This is a genomic window from Arachnia rubra, assembly GCF_019973735.1.
Lineage (GTDB): Bacteria > Actinomycetota > Actinomycetes > Propionibacteriales > Propionibacteriaceae > Arachnia > Arachnia rubra.
Genome location: NZ_AP024463.1, coordinates 3,240,035 through 3,258,850 on the forward strand (window position 1 = coordinate 3,240,035; position 18,816 = coordinate 3,258,850).

At 62.7% G+C, this 18,816-nt stretch carries 20 protein-coding genes and 1 tRNA gene; 8 read left to right on the forward strand and 13 right to left on the reverse strand.

The genetic code is table 11. The features are described from left to right. Positions 1–59 precede the first annotated feature (59 nt). Positions 60–236: a hypothetical protein gene (locus SK1NUM_RS14740; RefSeq protein WP_212323693.1), complete on the forward strand. Its 177-nt coding sequence runs from the start codon at positions 60–62 to the stop codon at positions 234–236. A 149-nt stretch (positions 237–385) separates the two neighbouring features. Here SK1NUM_RS14740 and SK1NUM_RS14745 read toward each other — a convergent pair whose 3' ends face one another. The 8 genes from SK1NUM_RS14745 to SK1NUM_RS14780 all read right to left on the reverse strand — a co-directional run bounded on the left by SK1NUM_RS14745 (position 386) and on the right by SK1NUM_RS14780 (position 8,532). After that, positions 386–925, reverse strand: a complete 540-nt coding sequence (locus SK1NUM_RS14745; RefSeq protein ID WP_212323695.1) for a hypothetical protein — start codon at positions 923–925, stop codon at positions 386–388. A gap of 269 nt (positions 926–1,194) precedes the next feature. After that, complete coding sequence (locus SK1NUM_RS15555) at positions 1,195–1,425, reverse strand: FitA-like ribbon-helix-helix domain-containing protein (protein ID WP_396020916.1); 231 nt, start codon at positions 1,423–1,425, stop codon at positions 1,195–1,197. 41 nt (positions 1,426–1,466) lie between these two features. Then, positions 1,467–2,363, reverse strand: coding sequence for a siderophore-interacting protein (locus tag SK1NUM_RS14750; RefSeq protein ID WP_212323702.1), 897 nt, complete (start codon positions 2,361–2,363; stop codon positions 1,467–1,469). Continuing rightward, positions 2,356–4,224, reverse strand: coding sequence for an iron chelate uptake ABC transporter family permease subunit (locus SK1NUM_RS15340; RefSeq protein WP_317988066.1), 1,869 nt, complete (start codon positions 4,222–4,224; stop codon positions 2,356–2,358). The genes SK1NUM_RS14750 and SK1NUM_RS15340 overlap by 8 nt, the downstream gene beginning before the upstream one ends. Further along, a complete protein-coding gene (locus SK1NUM_RS14765) occupies positions 4,221–5,264 on the reverse strand; it encodes a FecCD family ABC transporter permease (RefSeq protein WP_212323709.1) in 1,044 nt (347 codons plus the stop codon). The genes SK1NUM_RS15340 and SK1NUM_RS14765 overlap by 4 nt, the downstream gene beginning before the upstream one ends. Then, a complete protein-coding gene (locus SK1NUM_RS14770; protein WP_212323711.1) occupies positions 5,261–6,304 on the reverse strand; it encodes an iron-siderophore ABC transporter substrate-binding protein in 1,044 nt (347 codons plus the stop codon). The genes SK1NUM_RS14765 and SK1NUM_RS14770 overlap by 4 nt, the downstream gene beginning before the upstream one ends. A gap of 178 nt (positions 6,305–6,482) precedes the next feature. After that, positions 6,483–6,980: a Dps family protein gene (locus tag SK1NUM_RS14775; protein ID WP_212323713.1), complete on the reverse strand. Its 498-nt coding sequence runs from the start codon at positions 6,978–6,980 to the stop codon at positions 6,483–6,485. Positions 6,981–7,347: 367 nt separating this feature from the next. Next, positions 7,348–8,532: an MFS transporter gene (locus SK1NUM_RS14780; RefSeq protein WP_212323715.1), complete on the reverse strand. Its 1,185-nt coding sequence runs from the start codon at positions 8,530–8,532 to the stop codon at positions 7,348–7,350. Between the two features lie 113 nt (positions 8,533–8,645). On the opposite strand from SK1NUM_RS14780, the gene SK1NUM_RS14785 reads away from it, so the two are divergent. From SK1NUM_RS14785 to SK1NUM_RS14795, 3 genes are all read left to right on the forward strand, one after another. Continuing rightward, positions 8,646–9,077 carry a hypothetical protein gene (locus SK1NUM_RS14785; protein WP_212323717.1) on the forward strand — a complete coding sequence of 144 codons (432 nt, stop codon included), beginning with the start codon at positions 8,646–8,648 and terminating at the stop codon, positions 9,075–9,077. Positions 9,078–9,211: 134 nt separating this feature from the next. Beyond that, on the forward strand, positions 9,212–10,489 hold the full coding sequence (locus SK1NUM_RS14790) for a thymidine phosphorylase (RefSeq protein ID WP_212323719.1): 1,278 nt from the start codon (positions 9,212–9,214) through the stop codon (positions 10,487–10,489). Positions 10,490–10,566: 77 nt separating this feature from the next. Beyond that, a tRNA-Pro gene (locus SK1NUM_RS14795) sits at positions 10,567–10,640 on the forward strand. A gap of 144 nt (positions 10,641–10,784) precedes the next feature. Here SK1NUM_RS14795 and SK1NUM_RS14800 read toward each other — a convergent pair. Further along, a complete protein-coding gene (locus SK1NUM_RS14800; protein WP_212323721.1) occupies positions 10,785–11,588 on the reverse strand; it encodes a hypothetical protein in 804 nt (267 codons plus the stop codon). A gap of 460 nt (positions 11,589–12,048) precedes the next feature. On the opposite strand from SK1NUM_RS14800, the gene SK1NUM_RS14805 reads away from it, so the two are divergent. The 3 genes from SK1NUM_RS14805 (at position 12,049) to SK1NUM_RS14810 (ending at position 13,258) form a co-directional block, all read left to right on the forward strand. Further along, positions 12,049–12,495, forward strand: coding sequence for a hypothetical protein (locus SK1NUM_RS14805; protein ID WP_212323723.1), 447 nt, complete (start codon positions 12,049–12,051; stop codon positions 12,493–12,495). A gap of 264 nt (positions 12,496–12,759) precedes the next feature. Further along, positions 12,760–12,888: a hypothetical protein gene (locus SK1NUM_RS15285; protein WP_263407056.1), complete on the forward strand. Its 129-nt coding sequence runs from the start codon at positions 12,760–12,762 to the stop codon at positions 12,886–12,888. Positions 12,889–13,036: 148 nt separating this feature from the next. Continuing rightward, positions 13,037–13,258, forward strand: a complete 222-nt coding sequence (locus SK1NUM_RS14810) for a helix-turn-helix domain-containing protein (RefSeq protein WP_212323725.1) — start codon at positions 13,037–13,039, stop codon at positions 13,256–13,258. Between the two features lie 258 nt (positions 13,259–13,516). Here SK1NUM_RS14810 and SK1NUM_RS14815 read toward each other — a convergent pair whose 3' ends face one another. After that, positions 13,517–13,756, reverse strand: coding sequence for a hypothetical protein (locus SK1NUM_RS14815; RefSeq protein WP_212323726.1), 240 nt, complete (start codon positions 13,754–13,756; stop codon positions 13,517–13,519). Positions 13,757–13,880: 124 nt separating this feature from the next. Between SK1NUM_RS14815 and SK1NUM_RS14820 the strand changes: the two genes are divergently transcribed. Next, complete coding sequence (locus SK1NUM_RS14820) at positions 13,881–14,117, forward strand: ribbon-helix-helix domain-containing protein (protein ID WP_212323727.1); 237 nt, start codon at positions 13,881–13,883, stop codon at positions 14,115–14,117. 17 nt (positions 14,118–14,134) lie between these two features. Here the strand turns inward: SK1NUM_RS14820 and SK1NUM_RS14825 are convergent, their stop codons facing one another. Genes SK1NUM_RS14825 through SK1NUM_RS14835 form a run of 3 tightly spaced genes read right to left on the reverse strand, consistent with a single transcriptional unit; the run spans position 14,135 to position 18,699 of the window. Beyond that, a complete protein-coding gene (locus SK1NUM_RS14825) occupies positions 14,135–16,105 on the reverse strand; it encodes a glycosyl hydrolase (RefSeq protein WP_212323728.1) in 1,971 nt (656 codons plus the stop codon). Further along, a complete protein-coding gene (locus SK1NUM_RS14830) occupies positions 16,102–16,845 on the reverse strand; it encodes an HlyD family efflux transporter periplasmic adaptor subunit (protein ID WP_212323730.1) in 744 nt (247 codons plus the stop codon). The genes SK1NUM_RS14825 and SK1NUM_RS14830 overlap by 4 nt, the downstream gene beginning before the upstream one ends. A 3-nt stretch (positions 16,846–16,848) precedes the next feature. Further along, positions 16,849–18,699, reverse strand: a complete 1,851-nt coding sequence (locus tag SK1NUM_RS14835) for a glycosyltransferase family 2 protein (RefSeq protein WP_212323732.1) — start codon at positions 18,697–18,699, stop codon at positions 16,849–16,851. Between the last annotated feature and the right edge of the window lie 117 nt (positions 18,700–18,816).

Sequence of the window (18,816 nt, forward strand, 5' to 3'; positions counted from 1 at the left end):
AACACAATCCACAGACACCAACCCAACCTCAACTGCGACAAGTCAGGCCCGAGGCGGGGATGCCGACGAATCGATTGCTCCACATCAGTTCCACGACGTCGCCCAAGCACTCCACCGTCCTCTGCGGCGTCGCTGCGCATTTCAAAGCCAACAACGCCCGGGGCCAGGCCTTCGGAACCTGCCTGTTCATGCTCGCACTGGGTATCTTCACCCTGGTGTCATTGTTCGTCATGTGATTCGGGCTGCAACAACAAGACAACGAACCCATTGAGCCGGATCACGACGGACCGCGCAGACTCATCACGCCCACCAAAGAGACGGCAAGAGACTGGCCGAAAGTTAGATTTCTTCAGAGGTCACATGGCATATAGTTCCATAAAACCAGTCACAGCAGATTGGAGTAGTTCATGAAAACCCATGCATTCACCAGTTTAATCGCGAGAACATATAAGGCGTGCTCCACACCGCAGATAGCAGCAGTGCGCACCGCCTGTATCGGAGGTTTTGCAGCAATAGGCATGGGTACGGCCAGTTTGGCCTCCAGTTGTTTCCAGTATCTGTGAGGTAAATCATGGGTATTTCGCAATCTGGGCATACCGGCCCCCGGCACCTTCCGATCCACATCCTTCAGATCGCGTTTTCTGGCTGCGCCCTCATGGCCACCATTCCCTTGGCATTTGACCATTTCTCGACGGGTTTCATCATGCTCTGGGGATTTCTTGTGGTTTTGTTGGCGCTGTCGACATATGCCGCACATCGTTCCAGGCGAGCCGAATTCACAACACCGCACCAGGATCGCTGAATGGGCCAATCCGAAGCAGAAGCTGAGGGAGGGAACGGCATGAGATCGCCTCCTCCCACAGCCGGCATTCAACGCATTGAAGCGCAATGGCGCCCGTCTTAAAAATTTCACGCAGGAACGCACACCGCCCCTTGCCCGGGACTCCCCACACCTGGACGAATCCGCCGGTACAACCGACGCCACCCTGCGACCTCAGCGTTTCCAATAGCCCATGAAGATGCCCCCTTCCTTCCGATGTGCCTGCAGGCTTATTCGCGGGCGGTCGACGAGGTCGCGGAACCCCTTGTCAACGGCGGGTTGCCATGAGCTATGAATTAGCTTTCGTGTATGTGCTATCGGCCTTCATTCTCGTGTGCTGGGATTTTGCTGGCGTTATTGTCGGTTTGCTGGCCTTATTCACGTTTGCCTGTGCTGTGAGGCCAGCAGACGCGAATAAGGCCAGCAAACCGGGGGCTTGGAGTTACCTGGCTGTTCACCACTGCCCACGAAACGCCGGGCACTCCACAGTACTGATCGAGGGCTTCTCGGGCCTCGGCCTCCATAGAGCGGTTGTTTGAGGCTGCCAGTTGCCTCAGGTTCTCATGTGTTTCGTCACTGAGCCCGCGGATGGTGACCGTAGACATGCTTGCACCTCCTCGCAGAAATGCTAGCCGTTCCCGTCGACTCAGCGTTTCCAGTAGCCCATGAAGGCGATCTGCTTCCGTGCAACGCCGAACTCCCTGACCAGCCTACGGCGCAACCCCGCGACCACCCGGCACTCCCCCGCCACCCAGTAGAACGTCTCACCGACCTGCTCCCGCGGCTCGTCGAGATCTTCGCCCAGTGCGGAGAAGGTCGGGGTCTCCCACACCAGCTCGCCCTCGTCGTAGGCGGGCAGGTCCCCGACGCCAGCATGCGTGCGTCCCTGCGACACCACATCCAGGAGCTCCTCGACCAGCCGGTCGCCGTGCTCCCGGTCGTCGCGGGCCAGCCACCGCACCTCGAAGCCCGAGGGCGCGTCGATGGGCAGCTCGTCGGCAGCGGCCGGGATCTCGATCAGCGCGTAGCCCTGGGAGTCGCGGGGTAGATCCTCCAGGATCCGGGCGATCGCGGGGGCAGCCGTCTCGTCGCCCGCCAGGACGATGACCGTCGCCGGTCCGGGCGCGAACTCGATCCCCGCCCCGGCCAGCCCACGGCGCGGCAGGATCATCGACGCCCGGTCGCCGGGCTGAGCAGCCTCGGCCCACTCTGACGCCACCCCGGGGCAGCCGGGCGAGAAGTGCAGCACGAAGTCGACGGTGATGAGGGTCTCGTCGTCGCGGCGGTCGATGTCCCGGACCGAGTAGGTGCGCAGCTGCCCCCGCTCCGCCTCGGGTGAGGCAAGCCATTCGCTGTACCAGTCGTCGCCGTCGGCCACCCAGGGGTCGCAGCCGGGCGACGGGATCCCGACGCGGATGCGCTGGTCGTAGGCGGGCCCGGCCCCGCCGACGTGGGCGGGTGCCCGGAACCGGATGCGCGCGAAATGCGGGGTAAGGCGCTGCGCCTCCACCACCTCGACGGCGACCGTCAGCCAGTCACTCATCGCTCACGTGCACCCGGTGCCGGCCGATCGGCATCACCAGGGGCGCACCGGAGACGGGATCCGGCACCACCTTCGACGCGATCCCGAACACCTCACGCACCGTCTCCTCCGTCACCACGTCCCGCGGCGATCCCTGCGCCAGGATCGCCCCGGAGCGCATCGCGATGAGCTCGTCGGAGTAGCGGGCCGCCAGCCCGAGATCGTGCAGCACCATCACAACAGTGGTGCCCTTGCGGGCATTGAGGTCGATCAGCAGGTCCAGCACCTCCAGCTGGTTCGCGACATCGAGGTAGGTGGTTGGCTCGTCGAGCAGCAGGATGTCGGTCTCCTGGGCGAGCGCCATCGCGATCCACACGCGCTGCCGCTGGCCGCCCGACAACTCGTCGACGGGACGGTCGGCAAGCTCGGTGGTGTCGGTGGCGGCCAGCGACTCGGCGACCACCTCATAGTCGCGGGGACTCCACCGCCCGAGCATCCCCTGGTGGGGGTGCCGGCCCCGGCCGACGAGGTCGGCGACGACGATGCCCTCCGGTGCCGTCGGCGACTGCGGCAGCAGCCCCAGCACCTTCGCGATCTCCTTGGTCGGCTGCTCGTGGAGGGACTTGCCGTCGAGTAGCACCTGCCCGCGTTTGGGCTGCAGCAGCCGCGCCAGGGAACGCAGCAGCGTCGACTTGCCGCAGCCGTTGGCACCAACGATAGAGGTGATGGCCCCGGGCCTGACGGTCAGGTCGAGGCTGTCGATGACGGTGCGGTCGCCGTAGGCGAGCCCGAGCTCGACGGCGGTCAGGGAACGATTCGAGGTCACGGGGTCTCCGGGGGTCAGTTCCGGCGCTGCCGGTTGGAGCGGATGAGGAGGTAGACGAGGAAGGGGGCGCCGAGCGCACCGGTGATGATGCCGACGGGGGTAGCGGGTGCCGAAGGCGAACTGCCCGATCAGGTCGGAGGCCAGCACCAGGATCGCGCCCACTAGAGAGGCAGGCAGCACCAGGGACGCGGCGGACCGGCTGATCCGCGCCGCGATCGGCCCCGACATGAACGCCACGAACGCGACCGGCCCGCAGGACGCCGTCGCAACGGCCACCAGCGTGACGGCCGCGATGATGGTCCACACCCTGACGGAGAACACCCTCACGCCCAGTCCGGAGGCAGTGTCGTCGCCGAACCGCATCGCCGCCAGCTTGCTGGAGTTCAGCCACATCAGCGGCAACACCACCAGGCAGGCCACCGCCAGCGGCACCACCCGCGGCCAGCCCGCGCTGTTCAGCGACCCCGTCAGCCAGCGGGTGGCGACCTGGAGGTCCCACGCCGACGCCTGCGCGAGGGTGTAGGTGACGACGGCTCCCAGCATCGATGAGATGCCGATGCCGATCAGAATCAGCCGGGTGCCCGCGAAACCGCCCTTGTAGCTGAGGGCGTAGATCACGACGGCGGTGCCGATCGCGGCGGCCAGCGCCAGCAGGGAGACGGTGGTCTCGTTGAGTCCCAGGATCACGATGCCGACCACCCCGGCGGCGCTGGCACCGGAGGAGATGCCGATAACGTCGGGAGAGGCCAGCTGGTTGCGCAGCAGGGTCTGGAAGGTGACGCCCGCCGCCCCGAAGGCCAGCCCCGCCAGCACGGCTAGGGTGGCGCGAGGCAGCCGCAGCGTGCCGACGGTAAAGGTGGCGCCCGGCACTCGCTCACCGATGATCACCCGCCACACCTCCGACGGGCCGTAGAAGGTCTCGCCGACCATCAGGGAGGCGGCCCACAGACCGGCCACCAGCAGCACGAGGATGCCGACCACCAGGACCTGGCCGCGGGTGCGCCGCAGCCGCGCGGCACGCAACGCCCGGACGTCGGGGGAGGCAACAGCGGTCACAGTTCACGCACCTTCTGGCGTCGGACGATCCAGATGAAGAACGGGGCCCCGATGAACGGGGTGATGATGCCGACGTCGATCTCGGAGTTGGGGGTGACGACACGGCCCAGGGTGTCGGCTCCGAGCAGCAGGCACGCGCCCGCCAGGCCGGCGAACGGCAGCATCCAGCGATGGTCGGTGCCGACGAGCAGCCGGCAGACGTGCGGCACGACCAGGCCGACGAACGCGATCGGCCCGCAGACCGCCGTCGTCACACCGCACAGGATCACCGCCCCGACTGACGCGACCAGCCGGGTGCGCATCACGTTCTCACCCAGACCGGTGGCGACGTCGTCACCGAGGGCCAGGGAGTTCAGGCCGCGCGCCGACAGCAGGCAGATCAGGGCGCCAGCCAGCAGGAATGGGGCCACCAGGCCCACCCGGTCCCAGGTGGCGCCGCCGATCCCACCGATCTGCCAGAACCGGAAAGAGTCCATCACACGGATCCGGGGCAGCAGGATCGCGGAGACCAGCGACGAGCAGGCAGCGGAGGTCGCGGCCCCGGCCAGGGCCAGTTTCAGCGGAGTGGCCCCGCCACGTCCCAGCGACCCGACGGCATAGACGAACGCAGCAGCCGTCCCCGCCCCGATCACCGCGAATAGCAGCGTCGCGTAGGGATGGGAGATGTCGAAGAAGGCCAAGCCGATCACCACCGCTAGCGACGCCCCCGACAGCACGCCGAAGATACCGGGATCGGCTAGCGGGTTGCGGGTGACGGCCTGCATGGTGCCGCCCGCGATCGCCAGCGACGCCCCGGCGAGCAGCCCCAGCACGGTGCGGGGCAGCCGGGCGACAGCCGCGGCCTGCTCAGCGGTCGTGGCCTGGCCGGTCAGCGCGGCGAGGGCGTCGTCCAAGGTGACGGCCCGCACCCCGAAGATCACGGAGGCCACCACGACCACCAGCAGGAACAACGCCAGGACCGCCAGCCAGAGCAGACGACGCCCGGCCGAGCGCTGGATACTCTCAGCGCCCGGCCGGGCCTGGGTGCCGGCAACGGTCACTTGAGACCTTCAGCCAGCTTCGCAATGTACTTGTCGACGCCCCACGGGATGGACAGCGGAGACGGGTTTGCGGAAGCCGACAGGGCGTCCTGTCCCAGGAAAACCACCCGGTCCTCGGCGACGGCCGGGATGCGGGAGACCAGCGGATTCGCCTTCATGGCCTCCCGTAGTGGCGCTGGATCGGCAGGACCATAGGTGAGCAGGATGTCGACGTCGTTGAACAGCTCCGGCTTCTCGGCGGACATGTCCACCCAGAAGGCCTTCGACTTGGCAGACTCGTCAGCCACCACCTGCGGCGCGGCCATGCCGGCGTTGATCAGGAACCCGGCACGCGGGTCGTGGGTGGTGTAGAAGCCGACCTTCGACAGATCGTCGGCGTTGAGGAAGCTGAACAGCACCTTCTTGCCCTTGAGGCCGGCATGCTGGTCCATCGCCGCGGCAACCTGCTTCTTGAGATCCTCGATCAGCGTCTTGCCCTGCGCGGACATCCCCATGGCCTGGGAGTTCAGCTCGATCATCTGATCCATAGTGGTGATCCACGGCCCCTCCGGGTAGGCGACGACAGGGGCTATGTCGCTGAGCGTCTTGTAGTCCTCCTCGGTGATGCCGGAATAAGAGGCGAGGATAACGTCGGGTTTGGTGTTGGAGACCGCCTCGAAGGGGACTCCGTCGTTGTCGTCGAACAACACCGGGGCCTGGCCTCCCAGGGCGTCGAGCTTCTCCTTGACCCAGGGCAGGAGGCCATCGCCGTCCTCATCGCCCCAGTTGGCCTTGCTCATGCCGACGGGCACCACACCGAGGGCCAGCGGCACCTCGTGATTAGCCCAGCCGAGGGTGGCTATGCGTTCGGGTTTCTTATCGATGACGGTCTCACCGAGAGCGTGCTTGATGGTGATGGGGAAGGCCTCAGTGGCTCCAGACGAGCTGGAACCCGCGCTGGGGCTGTCGCTGGCCTGCGTCGTCGAGTTATTGGCGCAGGCGGCAAGGCCCGCGGTGGCAGACGCGGCAAGCGCTGCGACGAATGTCCTTCTGGAAAGCACGTGGGCTCCGTTCGTTTTCGGAAAATAGCCCAGTTATGGTAAGCCAAACCTACGTTACATTCCAGAGATAACTTTCGGGAGTGTCGCCGGCCAGAACCGCGCACAGCAAGGCGGCCCCAGCGCTGCCGGGGCCGCCTTGGCTGAATCAGGTCGCACGTATTCCCGCGCTGGGGAGCACTCAGTGAACGGGCTTGCGCACCTCAGCGGAGAGGAACCACGCCTGCTGCTCCAGCTGGGTGGTGAGGTCCTCGATGATGCCGGAGGAGGAGGGGTCCTCCTCGTCGATGGCGCCGTGCACGTCACGCAGGGTGACGACGACAGCCTCGATGGCGGAGACGATGTAGGCGACGGCGTCGGTTGTGAAGATCTCGCCCTCCGGAGCGGTGGGCACGGTGGCCGAGGCGACCACGGTGGCAGGGCGGCCGTCGGGGGTCGCGTTGACGGCGCGCATCCGCTCGGCCACGTCGTCGGCGCCCGCGCGGGCAATGTCGACGACCGCGTCGAGGTTCAGGTGCAGGTCGCGGAAGTTCGGGCCGACGATGTTCCAGTGGGCCTGCTTGCCGACCAGCTCAAGGGCGATGAGGTCCACCAGGACGCGCTGGAAGTTGTTGCGCAGCGCGGGGGACGCAGTGAAAGAGAGGTTGACATACGGGGTGTTGACAGTCTCGGTGCTCATGGCCTCAACATTATGTCCGCCACCGAGGAAACCTGAGCCGGACTTAGGCAGGCCAGCCTAATGCCCAGACAGGCCAGGAAAGCCACGACCACAACGCACATGATCACCCCTGCCACGGTCACGGCCTGGATGCGCCACCGCCTGAGCACGCCGCGGGGCGGGGCGGGCAGCATCATCGCTACTCCCTTCACCAGGACATTGACAGGACATTGAGCTGACCGGCTCAAACGTAATGATAGGGACTCCGCCCGCTAGTGATGGAAAACCTGCCCTCGGGCTTATTCATGGCTATGAGAAACCTTCCTGACAAGGGCTTTATCGTTCACAGGTCACGCTGCGCATCAGGCATCGAGGCCATCACAGGTTTTCATGATGCCTTGGAACGGCCCAGCGACGGGCTGAGGAGCAGGATCACAACGGCGAACACCGGCACCACCCATAGCGCAAGGCGCAGCTCCGTCGCCTCCGATAGGGCACCGATCAGCGGCGGGCCGACGAAGAAACCGAACCTCATCATCCAGGTGACGATCATCAGGCCGTTGCCGTGGTTCATGCCGGGCAGCTCGTCGGCGGCGTGCATGGCCGACGGGATCGCCGTCGCGATGCCCCAGCCGACGCAGGCGAAGCCGAGGATCGCAGTGACCACGGTGGGCCAGACCAGCGAGATCCCCATTCCGAGGCAGGCGATCGCCGCGCCCTGCACGACGGCGGGTCGCGGGCCGATCCGCGCCACCAGGGCGTCGCCCGTGAAACGGCCGATCAGCTGCGCGCCCTGCAATGCGACGAAGGCCATGCCGGTCAAGAACGGGATGATCTCGAACTGGCGGTCCAGGTAGATAGCGCCCCAGGTGGCGCCTGTGTCCTCCATCAGCATGGCCGCAGCCCCCAGCGACCCCAGCGCGAGCAGCCGCAGCAGCGTCGGCGTGGGCAGGCGCCGTCTCGTCCCGCCGGCCTGGCTGGCGGCCGGGTCGTGGTCCTTGCCGGGCAGCAGCAGGGACTTCGCGCCCAGCGCCATGACCACGAACGCGCCGGCAGCTATGAGGCACTGCAGCCAGATGGGAACTCCGCCCTGCTTCGCCGCGGACCCGAGCAGCCCGCCACAGACCGCGCCGATCGACCACCAGCCGTGGAAGCTGTTCAGGATCGGACGCTGGTAGAGCCTCTGCACCCGCAGCCCGTGTGCGTTCATGGCGATGTCCGTCAGTGCATCACCCGCGGCCATCAGGAACACTCCAGCCGCCAGCATCCAGGCCACGGATGCATTCCCGATCAGGCTGAGCATCGCGACGCTGACCGCCTGGAAGACCACCGCGACCGTCGCCGACGAGAACCGGCGGATCAGGGCGGCTGTGACCAGGCCCGCCACCAGCCCACCGAGGGGCGCAAGTGCGATCAGCAGTCCCCACCACTGGTCGTCAATGACCAATCGGGACTTGATCTCCGGGTAGCGCGGAATGATCGACGCAGCCGCCGCCCCGTTCAGCCAGAACAGCAGGATCACGCCCCAGCGGGCGCGCCGGGCGGCAGGGGTAACGTCGGGGATCGGATGCACGGAAGAATCCTATGGGCAGCTCCCCAGCAGGGACGAGAAACCGCAAGCCGATCATCCGCAGAGCTTCCGGCACAGAAAGCAAAAAGGTAGCATCCTCTTAGTCGAGGGAGGCAATGATGCGATACCTGAAACGCATGGCAGCAGTGCAGCTGGTGGCGGTGCTGTGCCTGGCGCTGGTCGCCTGCACCTCCGACTGGGACCGCTGGATGAACAACCTCCGGAAAGACCCCATCGCCACCGCAAGATGGCCAGGACTAGAACCCCTCGGCAGGGAAGAAACCACCGGAGAGGGATACAAACCACGCCCCCCAAAAATTAACCGATGCTACAGACGCACCATCCCACTCGAAGAAGCCTTCACCCAAGTCATGACCACCGCAGAACAAGAAGGCTGGCAAGAAGATCAAAATCTTAGGTATTCAGAGAGTAGAGTCGCCCAGAAACAGCCAGAAGACAACAAAGCAACCCTGATACTCACCTCAGGAACGACAGGCTGTGAGAGCTATCATCATGCCGGATTCCGGATCACCATGACCTATGAATAAGAAAGACAGATAATCAACACTCTAGGCTGTTTCCTGAAAGTCCTCTGCGCTAGTCGTCCAACAACCCAGTACCTCAGCTCGCTCCTGCGCTGTATGGATGGCAGTTTTGTCAGCGACCCCACTAGAATCCCGCCATGGACGCCATTGAGGTCATCTCCAGGAAACGCGACGGCGGAAGGCTCAGCGACGCTCAGATCGACTGGGTGATCCGCGCCTACACCGACGGGGTGGTCGCTGAGGAGCAGATGTCAGCGCTGGCTATGGCGATTCTGCTCAATGGCATGGACCGGGGCGAGATCGCGCGCTGGACTGCCGCGATGATCGCCTCCGGGGAGCGCATGGACTTCTCGTCGCTGGGCAAACCCACCGCCGACAAGCACTCGACGGGCGGGGTCGGCGACAAGATCACCCTGCCGCTGGCACCCTTGGTGGCGGTGTTCGACGTTGCCGTGCCGCAGCTATCGGGCCGGGGCCTCGGCCACACCGGCGGCACCCTCGACAAGCTGGAGGCCATCCCCGGATGGCGAGCCGACCTGAGCAATGACGAACTTCTCGCGCAGCTCCGTGACGTCGGCGCGGTCGTCTGCGCGGCGGGTTCCGGCCTGGCTCCCGCGGACAAGAAGCTGTACGCCCTGCGTGACGCCACCGGCACCGTCGAAGCCATCCCGCTGATCGCGTCGTCGATCATGAGCAAGAAGATCGCGGAGGGCACGGGGGCGCTGGTGCTGGACGTGAAGGTCGGTTCGGGCGCGTTCATGAAGACCCACGACCGCGCGGAGGAGCTCGCCCGCACCATGGTGGCTCTGGGCACCGACGCGGGCGTCAATACGGTCGCATTGCTCACGGGCATGGATACTCCGCTCGGGCTCACCGCCGGCAACGCCCTGGAGGTACGGGAGGCCGTCGAGGTGCTGGCCGGCGGCGGACCTCCGGACGTCGTGGAGCTGACCGTCACCCTGGCCCGGGAGATGCTGGCAGCCGCGGGGAAGCCGGATGTCGATCCAGCCCCCGCCCTGCAGGACGGCCGGGCGATGGACGTGTGGCGGCGCATGATCGCAGCCCAGGGCGGCGACCCCGGCGCACCGCTGCCCGTGGCCGGGCACACCCATACCGTCACCGCCGAGCAGGACGGCTTCGTCTCCCGCCTGGATGCGATGGCGGTCGGGGTGGCGGCCTGGCGACTGGGCGCGGGACGAGCTCGCAAGGAGGACGATGTACAGGCGGTCGCCGGCGTCGAGCTGCACGCCAAGCCCGGCGACCACGTCACCAGGGGAGCACCCTTACTCACCCTCCACACCGCCACCCCGGAGCGTTTCGAACGCGCCCTGGAAGCCCTCGAAGACGCCGTCGGCTACTCCCAAGAGTCCATCACCCCCGGCCCTGTGGTCCTGGGTAAGATCGTTGCCGACTGACCACATCCAACCGCGGGCGACGATTTCACCTGGGGACGCCCACTGGTATAGTCTTGCCGCTGGCTCTGATGAGTCACCGGGGTGTGGCGCAGCTTGGTAGCGCGCGTCGTTCGGGACGACGAGGCCGCAGGTTCAAATCCTGTCACCCCGACAAAAAATTTCATCTTCAATCATCTATTCTCAGCAGAATCAGTCGCCCCAGCCTCATCAACCAGCCGCTGGGACTGGTCGCGATTGAGCAGATAGCCGCAGATCAGTCAATGTCACATGTCAGTGATCTCTCAGCTCCCGATAGTTACCCGCATTCAGGATATTCAGCTCCTTTCGAACTAGACAACATACTAATCAGTGATGTATGGTGACCTTGCTTACAGACGCGCCGCTCAATAATGGCACCTTCTGGTATGCGAAGAATCACTTTTTGTTCTGTGAGAAGTGTCGCCCATCCTTCACTGTTGCTGAGAACATACGCTTTTGCTGATGTGTTCTGGGTTGTGACCAGTTCGAGCGGCAACCACATTGAGCCAAATTGAGCGAGTACCGCGATAAGGATAGTTAGCGGAGGAATCATGGCGTATCGCAACTGGCCGAGCGCGAGGCTTGATAACCCCTTTTGCACATTGAAAATATCTTTCCATGAATTTTTTACACGTTCTCGCTCTAGTTTTTCGCCAAGGAAACTTACGAAAGATATGACAAAAAGGATGATAGGAACAACCACTAATGCCGCTGCAATCCACATGAGGTTAGAAAATACCACGAGGAGCAAAATAATTCCACCGATAAGAGTTCCCCATCGCCTTCGACCCTTCTTATCTCCCCCAAGAAGCCGCCCCGCCAGTGATTTCTCAACCATGAGGAAGGATGAAGCAACCATAGCCATTGCCGGCAAGATTGAGAAGAAGCTCCCCAGAAGCAGCGTCCTCACATCCAGATTTTCAATAAGAACCTGGGTCAATACCGGATCGCCGCCAGTGAATATGACGACTCTCAGCGACGCCACGACTATCGGCGCGACGGCCAGAATGATCCCGACGTCTAGCCAGCGCAGGCCCTTGTGGGTTTGGTTTGTTTCTGTGACTTCCTCGTCGGCTGCCATGCTTGACCAACTCCTTGGTTAGCCCCATATGGGGTGGTTTGTGCTGTCCATGAAAGCTTCTCAAGCGTAGCGTACGGTATGGCACTGCTGCGCAATGAGAACACTAAGGGCATTATTCACGGCTTTGGTTAAATGGGCCCTGACAAGGAGGTTCATATCTTTGCAAGATTCTGCTGAATAACCCCTTGGACTCACGGGCGGATCGCAGCGAACAGCGAACTGGTCCTGATAGCGTCTCTATCAGATTTTCAAACCAAATGCTCAGCAGGTGACGCAGGTCATGCGGATTAGGCTATGACACGAACACCTGTGCATTAACTTTCCTCAAGGTAAACTGTCTTGAATGGGTAACGTATGTCCAGACTTGCTATAGAGAGGGTGACGTTCTGGGGTCACGGAACAAGACTGGGCCTTGGGGGATGTTCTCTACTTCTCGATGACCTCACGGAAAGGAGAGGCCATGAAAAATAGATTCATCAGGCAGATTCTAGCGCTGCTGCTGGGATTCAGCCTGTTCCTGGTGCCAGCTACTGCCAGCGCAGATGAGGGGACCAGCCAGTCGGAGGAACAGGCGGGGTTCACCGACGCCCAAGTGGTTGAGCTTGAGCAGTACCTGAACACCTTGTTTGCTGAAGTGGTGGTCAAGGACGAACAGACCGGCCAGCTGCACATTGATTACGACGCCGCCAAGCGGCTGTATCCTGATCGGGACCTGTCCGTCCTGTCGATACCCGCCAGTCAGCTCGACACATCGAGTCACAACGGCGCCGGGCCACTTGACCTGAAGGATTACGCCTGGTGCGTGGTCAAAGGGGCTATCCCTTTTATCGGACTGCTTGACGTCAATTGGGGCCTATCCGCATGTGGGTCCGTCAGCAGAACTGGGGAGCTCTTTCTAGGTACCTAGGTAAAGAGATCCCCAAGCGCGCCGCCAAGATCGGCATCAAAGATGCCCTTGCACTGAGCCCATGGGGAGTTGCAGGTAAACTGGCAGCATCCGCAGTGGGTTGTGCCATTTGGCAAGGATGGTGATTCCATTTTGAAGAAGCAAGAACCTGGTCAAAAGTGGAAGCTTTGGGATGGTTCCCTCAAAGGTCATCTGCGCTTCTACAGGCCCTCGGCAACTAACTACGTCGTCCGTGGGGTTGGCACATTCGCAATCATTGCCATCATGTTCCCGCGCTCCCGTTTCCTCGGAGCAATCCTGATGGGATTGGGCTATGTGGTCGCAGAGTTCCTCTCCTACCAGATTGCCCTGGCCATCTACCGCCGACGACTCAAGAAGAAATACCACCGATGACACCGTAAGCCTCACGGGCGCAGCAGCTGCCTACGATCTCATGTGTCACGACCCATGAATTACGGTCCAAAACCTCACCTCACCACTTCAACCTTATGCCATTTATAAGTATGTAGACTTTTAAGTAGCATCCAGCCAGGCTAGGGACGTGACTCAGGGCGATCTCCAACGAACGGTGGGCGCGAATCTGCGCGCCTGGAGATTGAAACGTGGCCTGAGTCAAGAGGAGTTCGCTGAGATATTTGATTTTCACCGCACTTACATGGGAGGCATCGAGCGCGGTGAACGGAACCTCTCTTTGAAGAGTTTGGAACGCATCGCCGAGGTACTAAAAGTGGATCCCAGGGAGTTGCTAGACCCAACGAGGTGAGCAGCCCGTTCGAGCTCCATCCTTCGCGCCGGGCCCGAACTGCTTGTGGCTAGGCCATTCTTAGCGAAGTGCTGAGGGTGGCGGGACTAGCTAGCTGGTGGGGGGTGTAGGAGAAGCCCAACCACCCCTGGAGTTCCTTGATCGTACGGTCTCCCTCAACAAGGGATACATAGGAGGTGTTCCCAAACCACACCTGAAGATATTCGATGGTTTGTGGGCCCATGATGCCGTCGACGGTAAGCCCGTAACCCGACTGATTCATATGCTTTTGAAAGGCTTGGATGGTGGTGGAGCCGGACGCGTCGCTCCATTCCCAGCCAAACGATCGACTTTCATGGCGGGATCGCCCATGTGATCAGGCGAGCTCGTCATCCAGACGTTGTCATCCATCTCCATGCGGCTGGCCATATGAATCTCACGACGGGCCTCGGACCACACCTCGCTGAGCACTGGGACCAAGCGGTGCGACCAGGTGCGTTCAAGGTTGATGTCGGTCATGGCAACTCCTTTCGTTGATCACATGTGCGACACGCATATTGTGCAGTAGTACCAGCACAGGCGGTGGTGTGGGGCAGATGCACCCAAACCGCCGTCTGCTGGTCTATGCAGAGAAGGTTAACGAATGCCCACCAAGGAACCAGAGCTCAAAGCGCTTAAAGTGCGCAACGTATCGGTCAGATTGCCGGAAGATATCTTCGAGACGCTCGTGTCGGTTGCCCGCGTCGACGGCGAGACGATGGGTGAAGTCATCCGCAAGGCCATCAACAGTTATGCGGCTGACAGAAAATCCTCAGAAGACTGGGCTGAGAAGGTTCACGAACTTCAGCGACAGTTGAAGGCTGTGCTTCCACATGTCTGAGTGGAGTGAACCGGGACTCAGGCCTTCAGCGAGTACAGCCAGGCCAGCAGGAGGGAACGTGTGAAGCCATCGTCGGAAGGAACTTCGTCCACCAGGGTGAGTGCCTTCGCGCGAGCCTCCTCGCCGGCCAGGGCTGAGTAGGCCAGCAGGATGTCGCCGTAGGTGCGGGAGAACGTGTCAGCCGTCAGGGCGTTGTCGATGTTGGTCGCGACCCGGTCCGGGTCCCTGCCCAGATAGGTGGACGCCGGGGTCACGGGGAGGACCTGGATGGCCAGTCCGGCCTCCGGGTCGGGCGAGAACCAGGTGGCAAAGTCTCGTTTGCCACCGAAGTTGAGGGGCAGGTAGCTGTACTCCAGCGGCGCGTACAGCGGATCGCTCTTGTTGAAATTCAACCAGTACGCCAGGGCCGCGTTGGCCTCATTGGACTGCATCCAGGTGCCCTGATCCGCCATGGCCTGGTCGCCGCTGACTTCACCCCACAGCCGCAGACCCACCCAGGCCGCCACGGCCTCACTGGTGGACTCCTGGTTGTTGGCATCAGCGAACGGGGAGGTCCCGGAGGCCCACGAATGGGAGGCATAGGCGTCATAGACACGCAGAGCCGGGAACCGGTCCGAGGCCACAGGACGGGCGATGTCAGAGGACAGCAGAGTCATCACCGGCGCCATCTCGGAGACCAGATTGGGATCGTCCATTGCGACGAGGGCAGCGGCATACAGGAAATAGCCGTAGTGGAAATGATGATCGTTGAACTCGTCGCTGCCGAAGGTCGCCACCAGCCCGACCACACCATGATTGTTCTGGTCGTAGAAGAAGCAGCGGGCCGCCCCAGGCGTGGCGCATCCCGCCGGGTTCGTCCAGGTCCGCATCTCGGGCACCAGACGGTTGCGGACCGTCGCAGCCAGGTCATCGCGGCCGAGGGTCTTCGCCAGCTGCAGGAGCTGGGCATCCCTCGCGAGGGCCTTCCCTGCGAAATAGGTGTCCGCGGGGTAGGCGGGAAGATGCTGGACGTCCGTTTCAAGATGCGTGATGAGGTTCGCGCGACCGGCCTCGTCCAGCTTCCCCAGGTCGTAGGTTGCCGGCGCCGGCAGCTTCGGCGCCCCCCAGGTGACCGACGACCTCAGGCACGCCTTGAGCTCGCCATAGACGCTCTTGAAAGTGCCCAGGCGGCAGTCCTGGTCGGTGTCCGACTCCGTCTGATGGGGCATGGTGGCCACCAGGGTGGGGGCTCCGTCGGCGGTCTGCCACGTGATGGTCGTGAAGGTCTTCTCATCGTCGACCTGCCACGACAGGGCGGACCCCGTCACCGGATGGACCTGGCCGAGCACCTCGGCCTTCGATGCCCCGTCGGGGATCGCGACCCAGGTCACGGACTGCCCCTCCGCGATCTGGGTGGCGCCAGAACCGGACTCGGGCACCATGCCGAAATGCTCGGGCAGCGAAGAGGTCTCCAGCGTCACCGCACTCGACGCGGTGAATGTGACCTGGGGTGACCCCTGGGCCAGCGTGACGCGCCCCACGGGACCGTCCGCACCTCGCGCCTCGACGACGACAGTGGCCGTGTCATAGGCCACCACCTGCCAGCCTGTGATCCCGGGCACGGTGACGGATACCTCCGGCCGGTGCCCGCCGAACAAGGTCTTCTCGGTGGACTGCACCTCTGGCAGCCCAAAATTGAACCCGGTGGCCGTCAGCTGGAAGCTCAGCGGCAGGGGATAGACCGGCAGGGGCTCCGGCCCGAAGACCAGACCAGAGAACCACCGGTTGGTCGGGGGGTTGAGCCCCTCTGCGAGGCGTTCGGGTTTGAGATCCTTGCCTGGGTTTTGAGCCACCACATTGAGGGCTGCCGCCTCACCGGGCAGCTCACGCGGCCGGGTTGGGTCAGGCAATGACGGACGATCAGGCTGGATCCGGGGAACGCTGCCTGGCAGCAACACGACGGCCACCAGGCAGACAGTCCCCAGCAGGAGGCTGAAGGCCCGCCTCAACGCAGACCAATCTTCAACAGGAAGTCGTAGACAGCCTGCGTAGGACCAGCCAACGGACCGTCGTCGCGCAGCGTCATGATCGCGGTGACGGGCGTGCCACGCCGGGTGAGCAGCATGAGGTCCTCTGCCTGCAGAGCATCGCTGGAGACCGTCACCTCGGTGACGGTGTTACTGGTGGCTGAATCTGTGGCGATGTTGACGCTCATCACTTGCCCCTCCACAAGTTGGCCATTCGGTAGATGGATGGTCACTTTCCCGTTCGGTTCAATTCTTCCATAGTCCGAGGGATTGAGCTGGAACCTCGCCACCACGGTCTTGTTCGCGCTGGAGACGATCTCAGCCAGGGACTCAGCGCTGTTGACGTAGCTTCCCTGGACGGCCGTGAAGCTGTCCAGGTAGCCAGCGATGGTGGCGAAGAAGGTGATGGTGCCGTCCTCCAGGCTGATCTTGTATCCCTCGGTGCTGTTGGGTTGCGTGCCCTGGCTGGCCATGTCCTTCAGGTTGGCGCTGGTGATGGTGAAGAGCTCCTCACCAGCTGACACGTATTCGCCAGGATTGTGGTTCTGCTTTGTGACCAGACCCCCGTAAGGCGAGGCTATCACCGTGCGGGGAGCCTCGACGTGGGCCGTGATGCTGGCCACCTGATTCTGCCGCTGGTTGAACAACACGGTCAGCAGCCCGAGGATGAGAACGACGACAATGAGGCCGCCGAGGAGCTTGAGACGATTGAGGAAGGACACGGGTTAACCCTTTCGGTCATAAAGCTCGGGTAGGGCGGCAAGGGAGTCCTTGGCGGCTTGGGCACCCAGGATGGCCTCGGCGGTCAGGGGCTCAGTCGTCTGCTTGTCGGCCAGGGCGGATGTCCTCCGCGAGGACGCCAGCTCCGGTTCCATGCCGTGTTTGGGACGCGACGGATCCCCGCCACGTTTGCTGTTCCTCTTCTTCTGGCGATTCTCCAGGAAAGCAGTCACGACGAATGCCCCGAGGAAGAAGGCATTCAGGACGCACCAGAAGGTGGCGATATTGACGTGCCCCATCAGGTAGTCCCGGTAGATCGACATGATAGAGGTGCCGACCATGAGCACGAATGCCCACACCTGCACCATGATGAAGTTGAAGGCCGACGTCCTGCCGCCCGTGGTTCCCGTGGCAGACCACTTCGTGTCCACCTTGAGCAGGGCATTGAAGAATGCCTTGATGTAGATGGGGAAGGAGTTGGCGGCCAGCAGAAGGACCTCCCAGCGGAAAGTGCCTGCGATCACCGCAGCCAGCACGATCTGCATGACGTAGAAACCGGGATAGAACAACGCCCACTCGTACCATTTCACCGCCAAGGTCATGGGCCGCAGGTCGAAGAACACCTCCATGACCGGAACCAGCATGAGGAGGCCCGGCGCTATACCCGTGAAATAGAACGTGCATGTGACGAAATACATGAGCCGCTGGTCCATGTGGAGACGACGGCGCGGGCTGAGCGGGTTGTGCGTGAACAGGATCTCAAAGCCACCGGTGGCCCAGCGGAGCTGCTGCTTGCTGTAGGCCTCGATGGTGTCGGGGGTCTCACCGATGGCAAGCTCCTTGGGCTGGAAGATCGACCGCCAGCCGCGTTCATGCATGAGGATCGAGGTCCAGATGTCCTCCGACTTGGACTGCGTGTAGATCCCGCCGACGTCCTTGACCGCGGCACGGCGGAACAGCACGTTGGTGCCGACGCAGAAGGCAGCATTGAATTCATTGCGCCCAGGCTGGATAAACCGGTAGAAAACCATCTGGATAAAGCCAGCGCCCCGGGAGACAATGTTATTGAGATTGCCATATACCTGAGGCGCCTGGACGAATGCCACATTCGGATCCTCCATGAACGGTATCGTCTCGTAGAGGAATTCGGGCCTGGCAACAAAATCAGCATCAAAGATAACGAAGAACTCGGATTTGGCTAAAGATAATGCGTTGTTGACATTGCCCGCCTTGGCGCCAGAGCTGCCGAGTCGCCGCACATAGTTACAGCCGAGGGTCTTGGCCAGCTCGCGCACCTCGTCCGAATCCCCATCATCCAGAATCCAGGTGGTGTGGAGGCCCTGCATCGCCATGGCCGCTTTGACCGTGGTCGTGATGACGTCCAGCGACTCACCGTAGACCGTGATGAGGACGTCCACATCGATCTGGCGGCCATTCAGGTACATCGGCCACTTTGTGGGATCGTCGCTGACATCCAGCTGATAGTTGGCCTCTGGGTCGAACAGCCTCGCCTGGGCGGCCTGGAACCTGTAGTTGGGCTGGCGCCCGTAGCCCGAGAGCATCGTCCACAGGGCCATGGAGGCCTGGAAGATGAGGATCAGCTCGCATGTGATGACGATGAGCCAGGGGATGAGATCGCCCCGGAAGTTCGGGTTGAGGAGGAAGCCCGCGTAGGCCAGCACCCCGATTGAGGCGAGCACGGCAACCAGGAGCAGAGTGGGGGAATAACGGCCTGATATCGAGGCTCGGCGTTCCTCGGGATCAATGCCGTCAACGAGCGCGAGTTCGGTATTGGCGTTGACGGCTGACAGGTCAACCTTCGAGCGACGTCGCCGAGACCGGCGTGACGATGACACATGACCTCCTATCGGAGTTCTTTCGGCTACTACGCCGAATGGGGACCAGTTGAGTTGATTGAAGACAAAAGGTTAACCACTGTTAACTTCCGCCTGTGGGAACACTATATGTTGGAG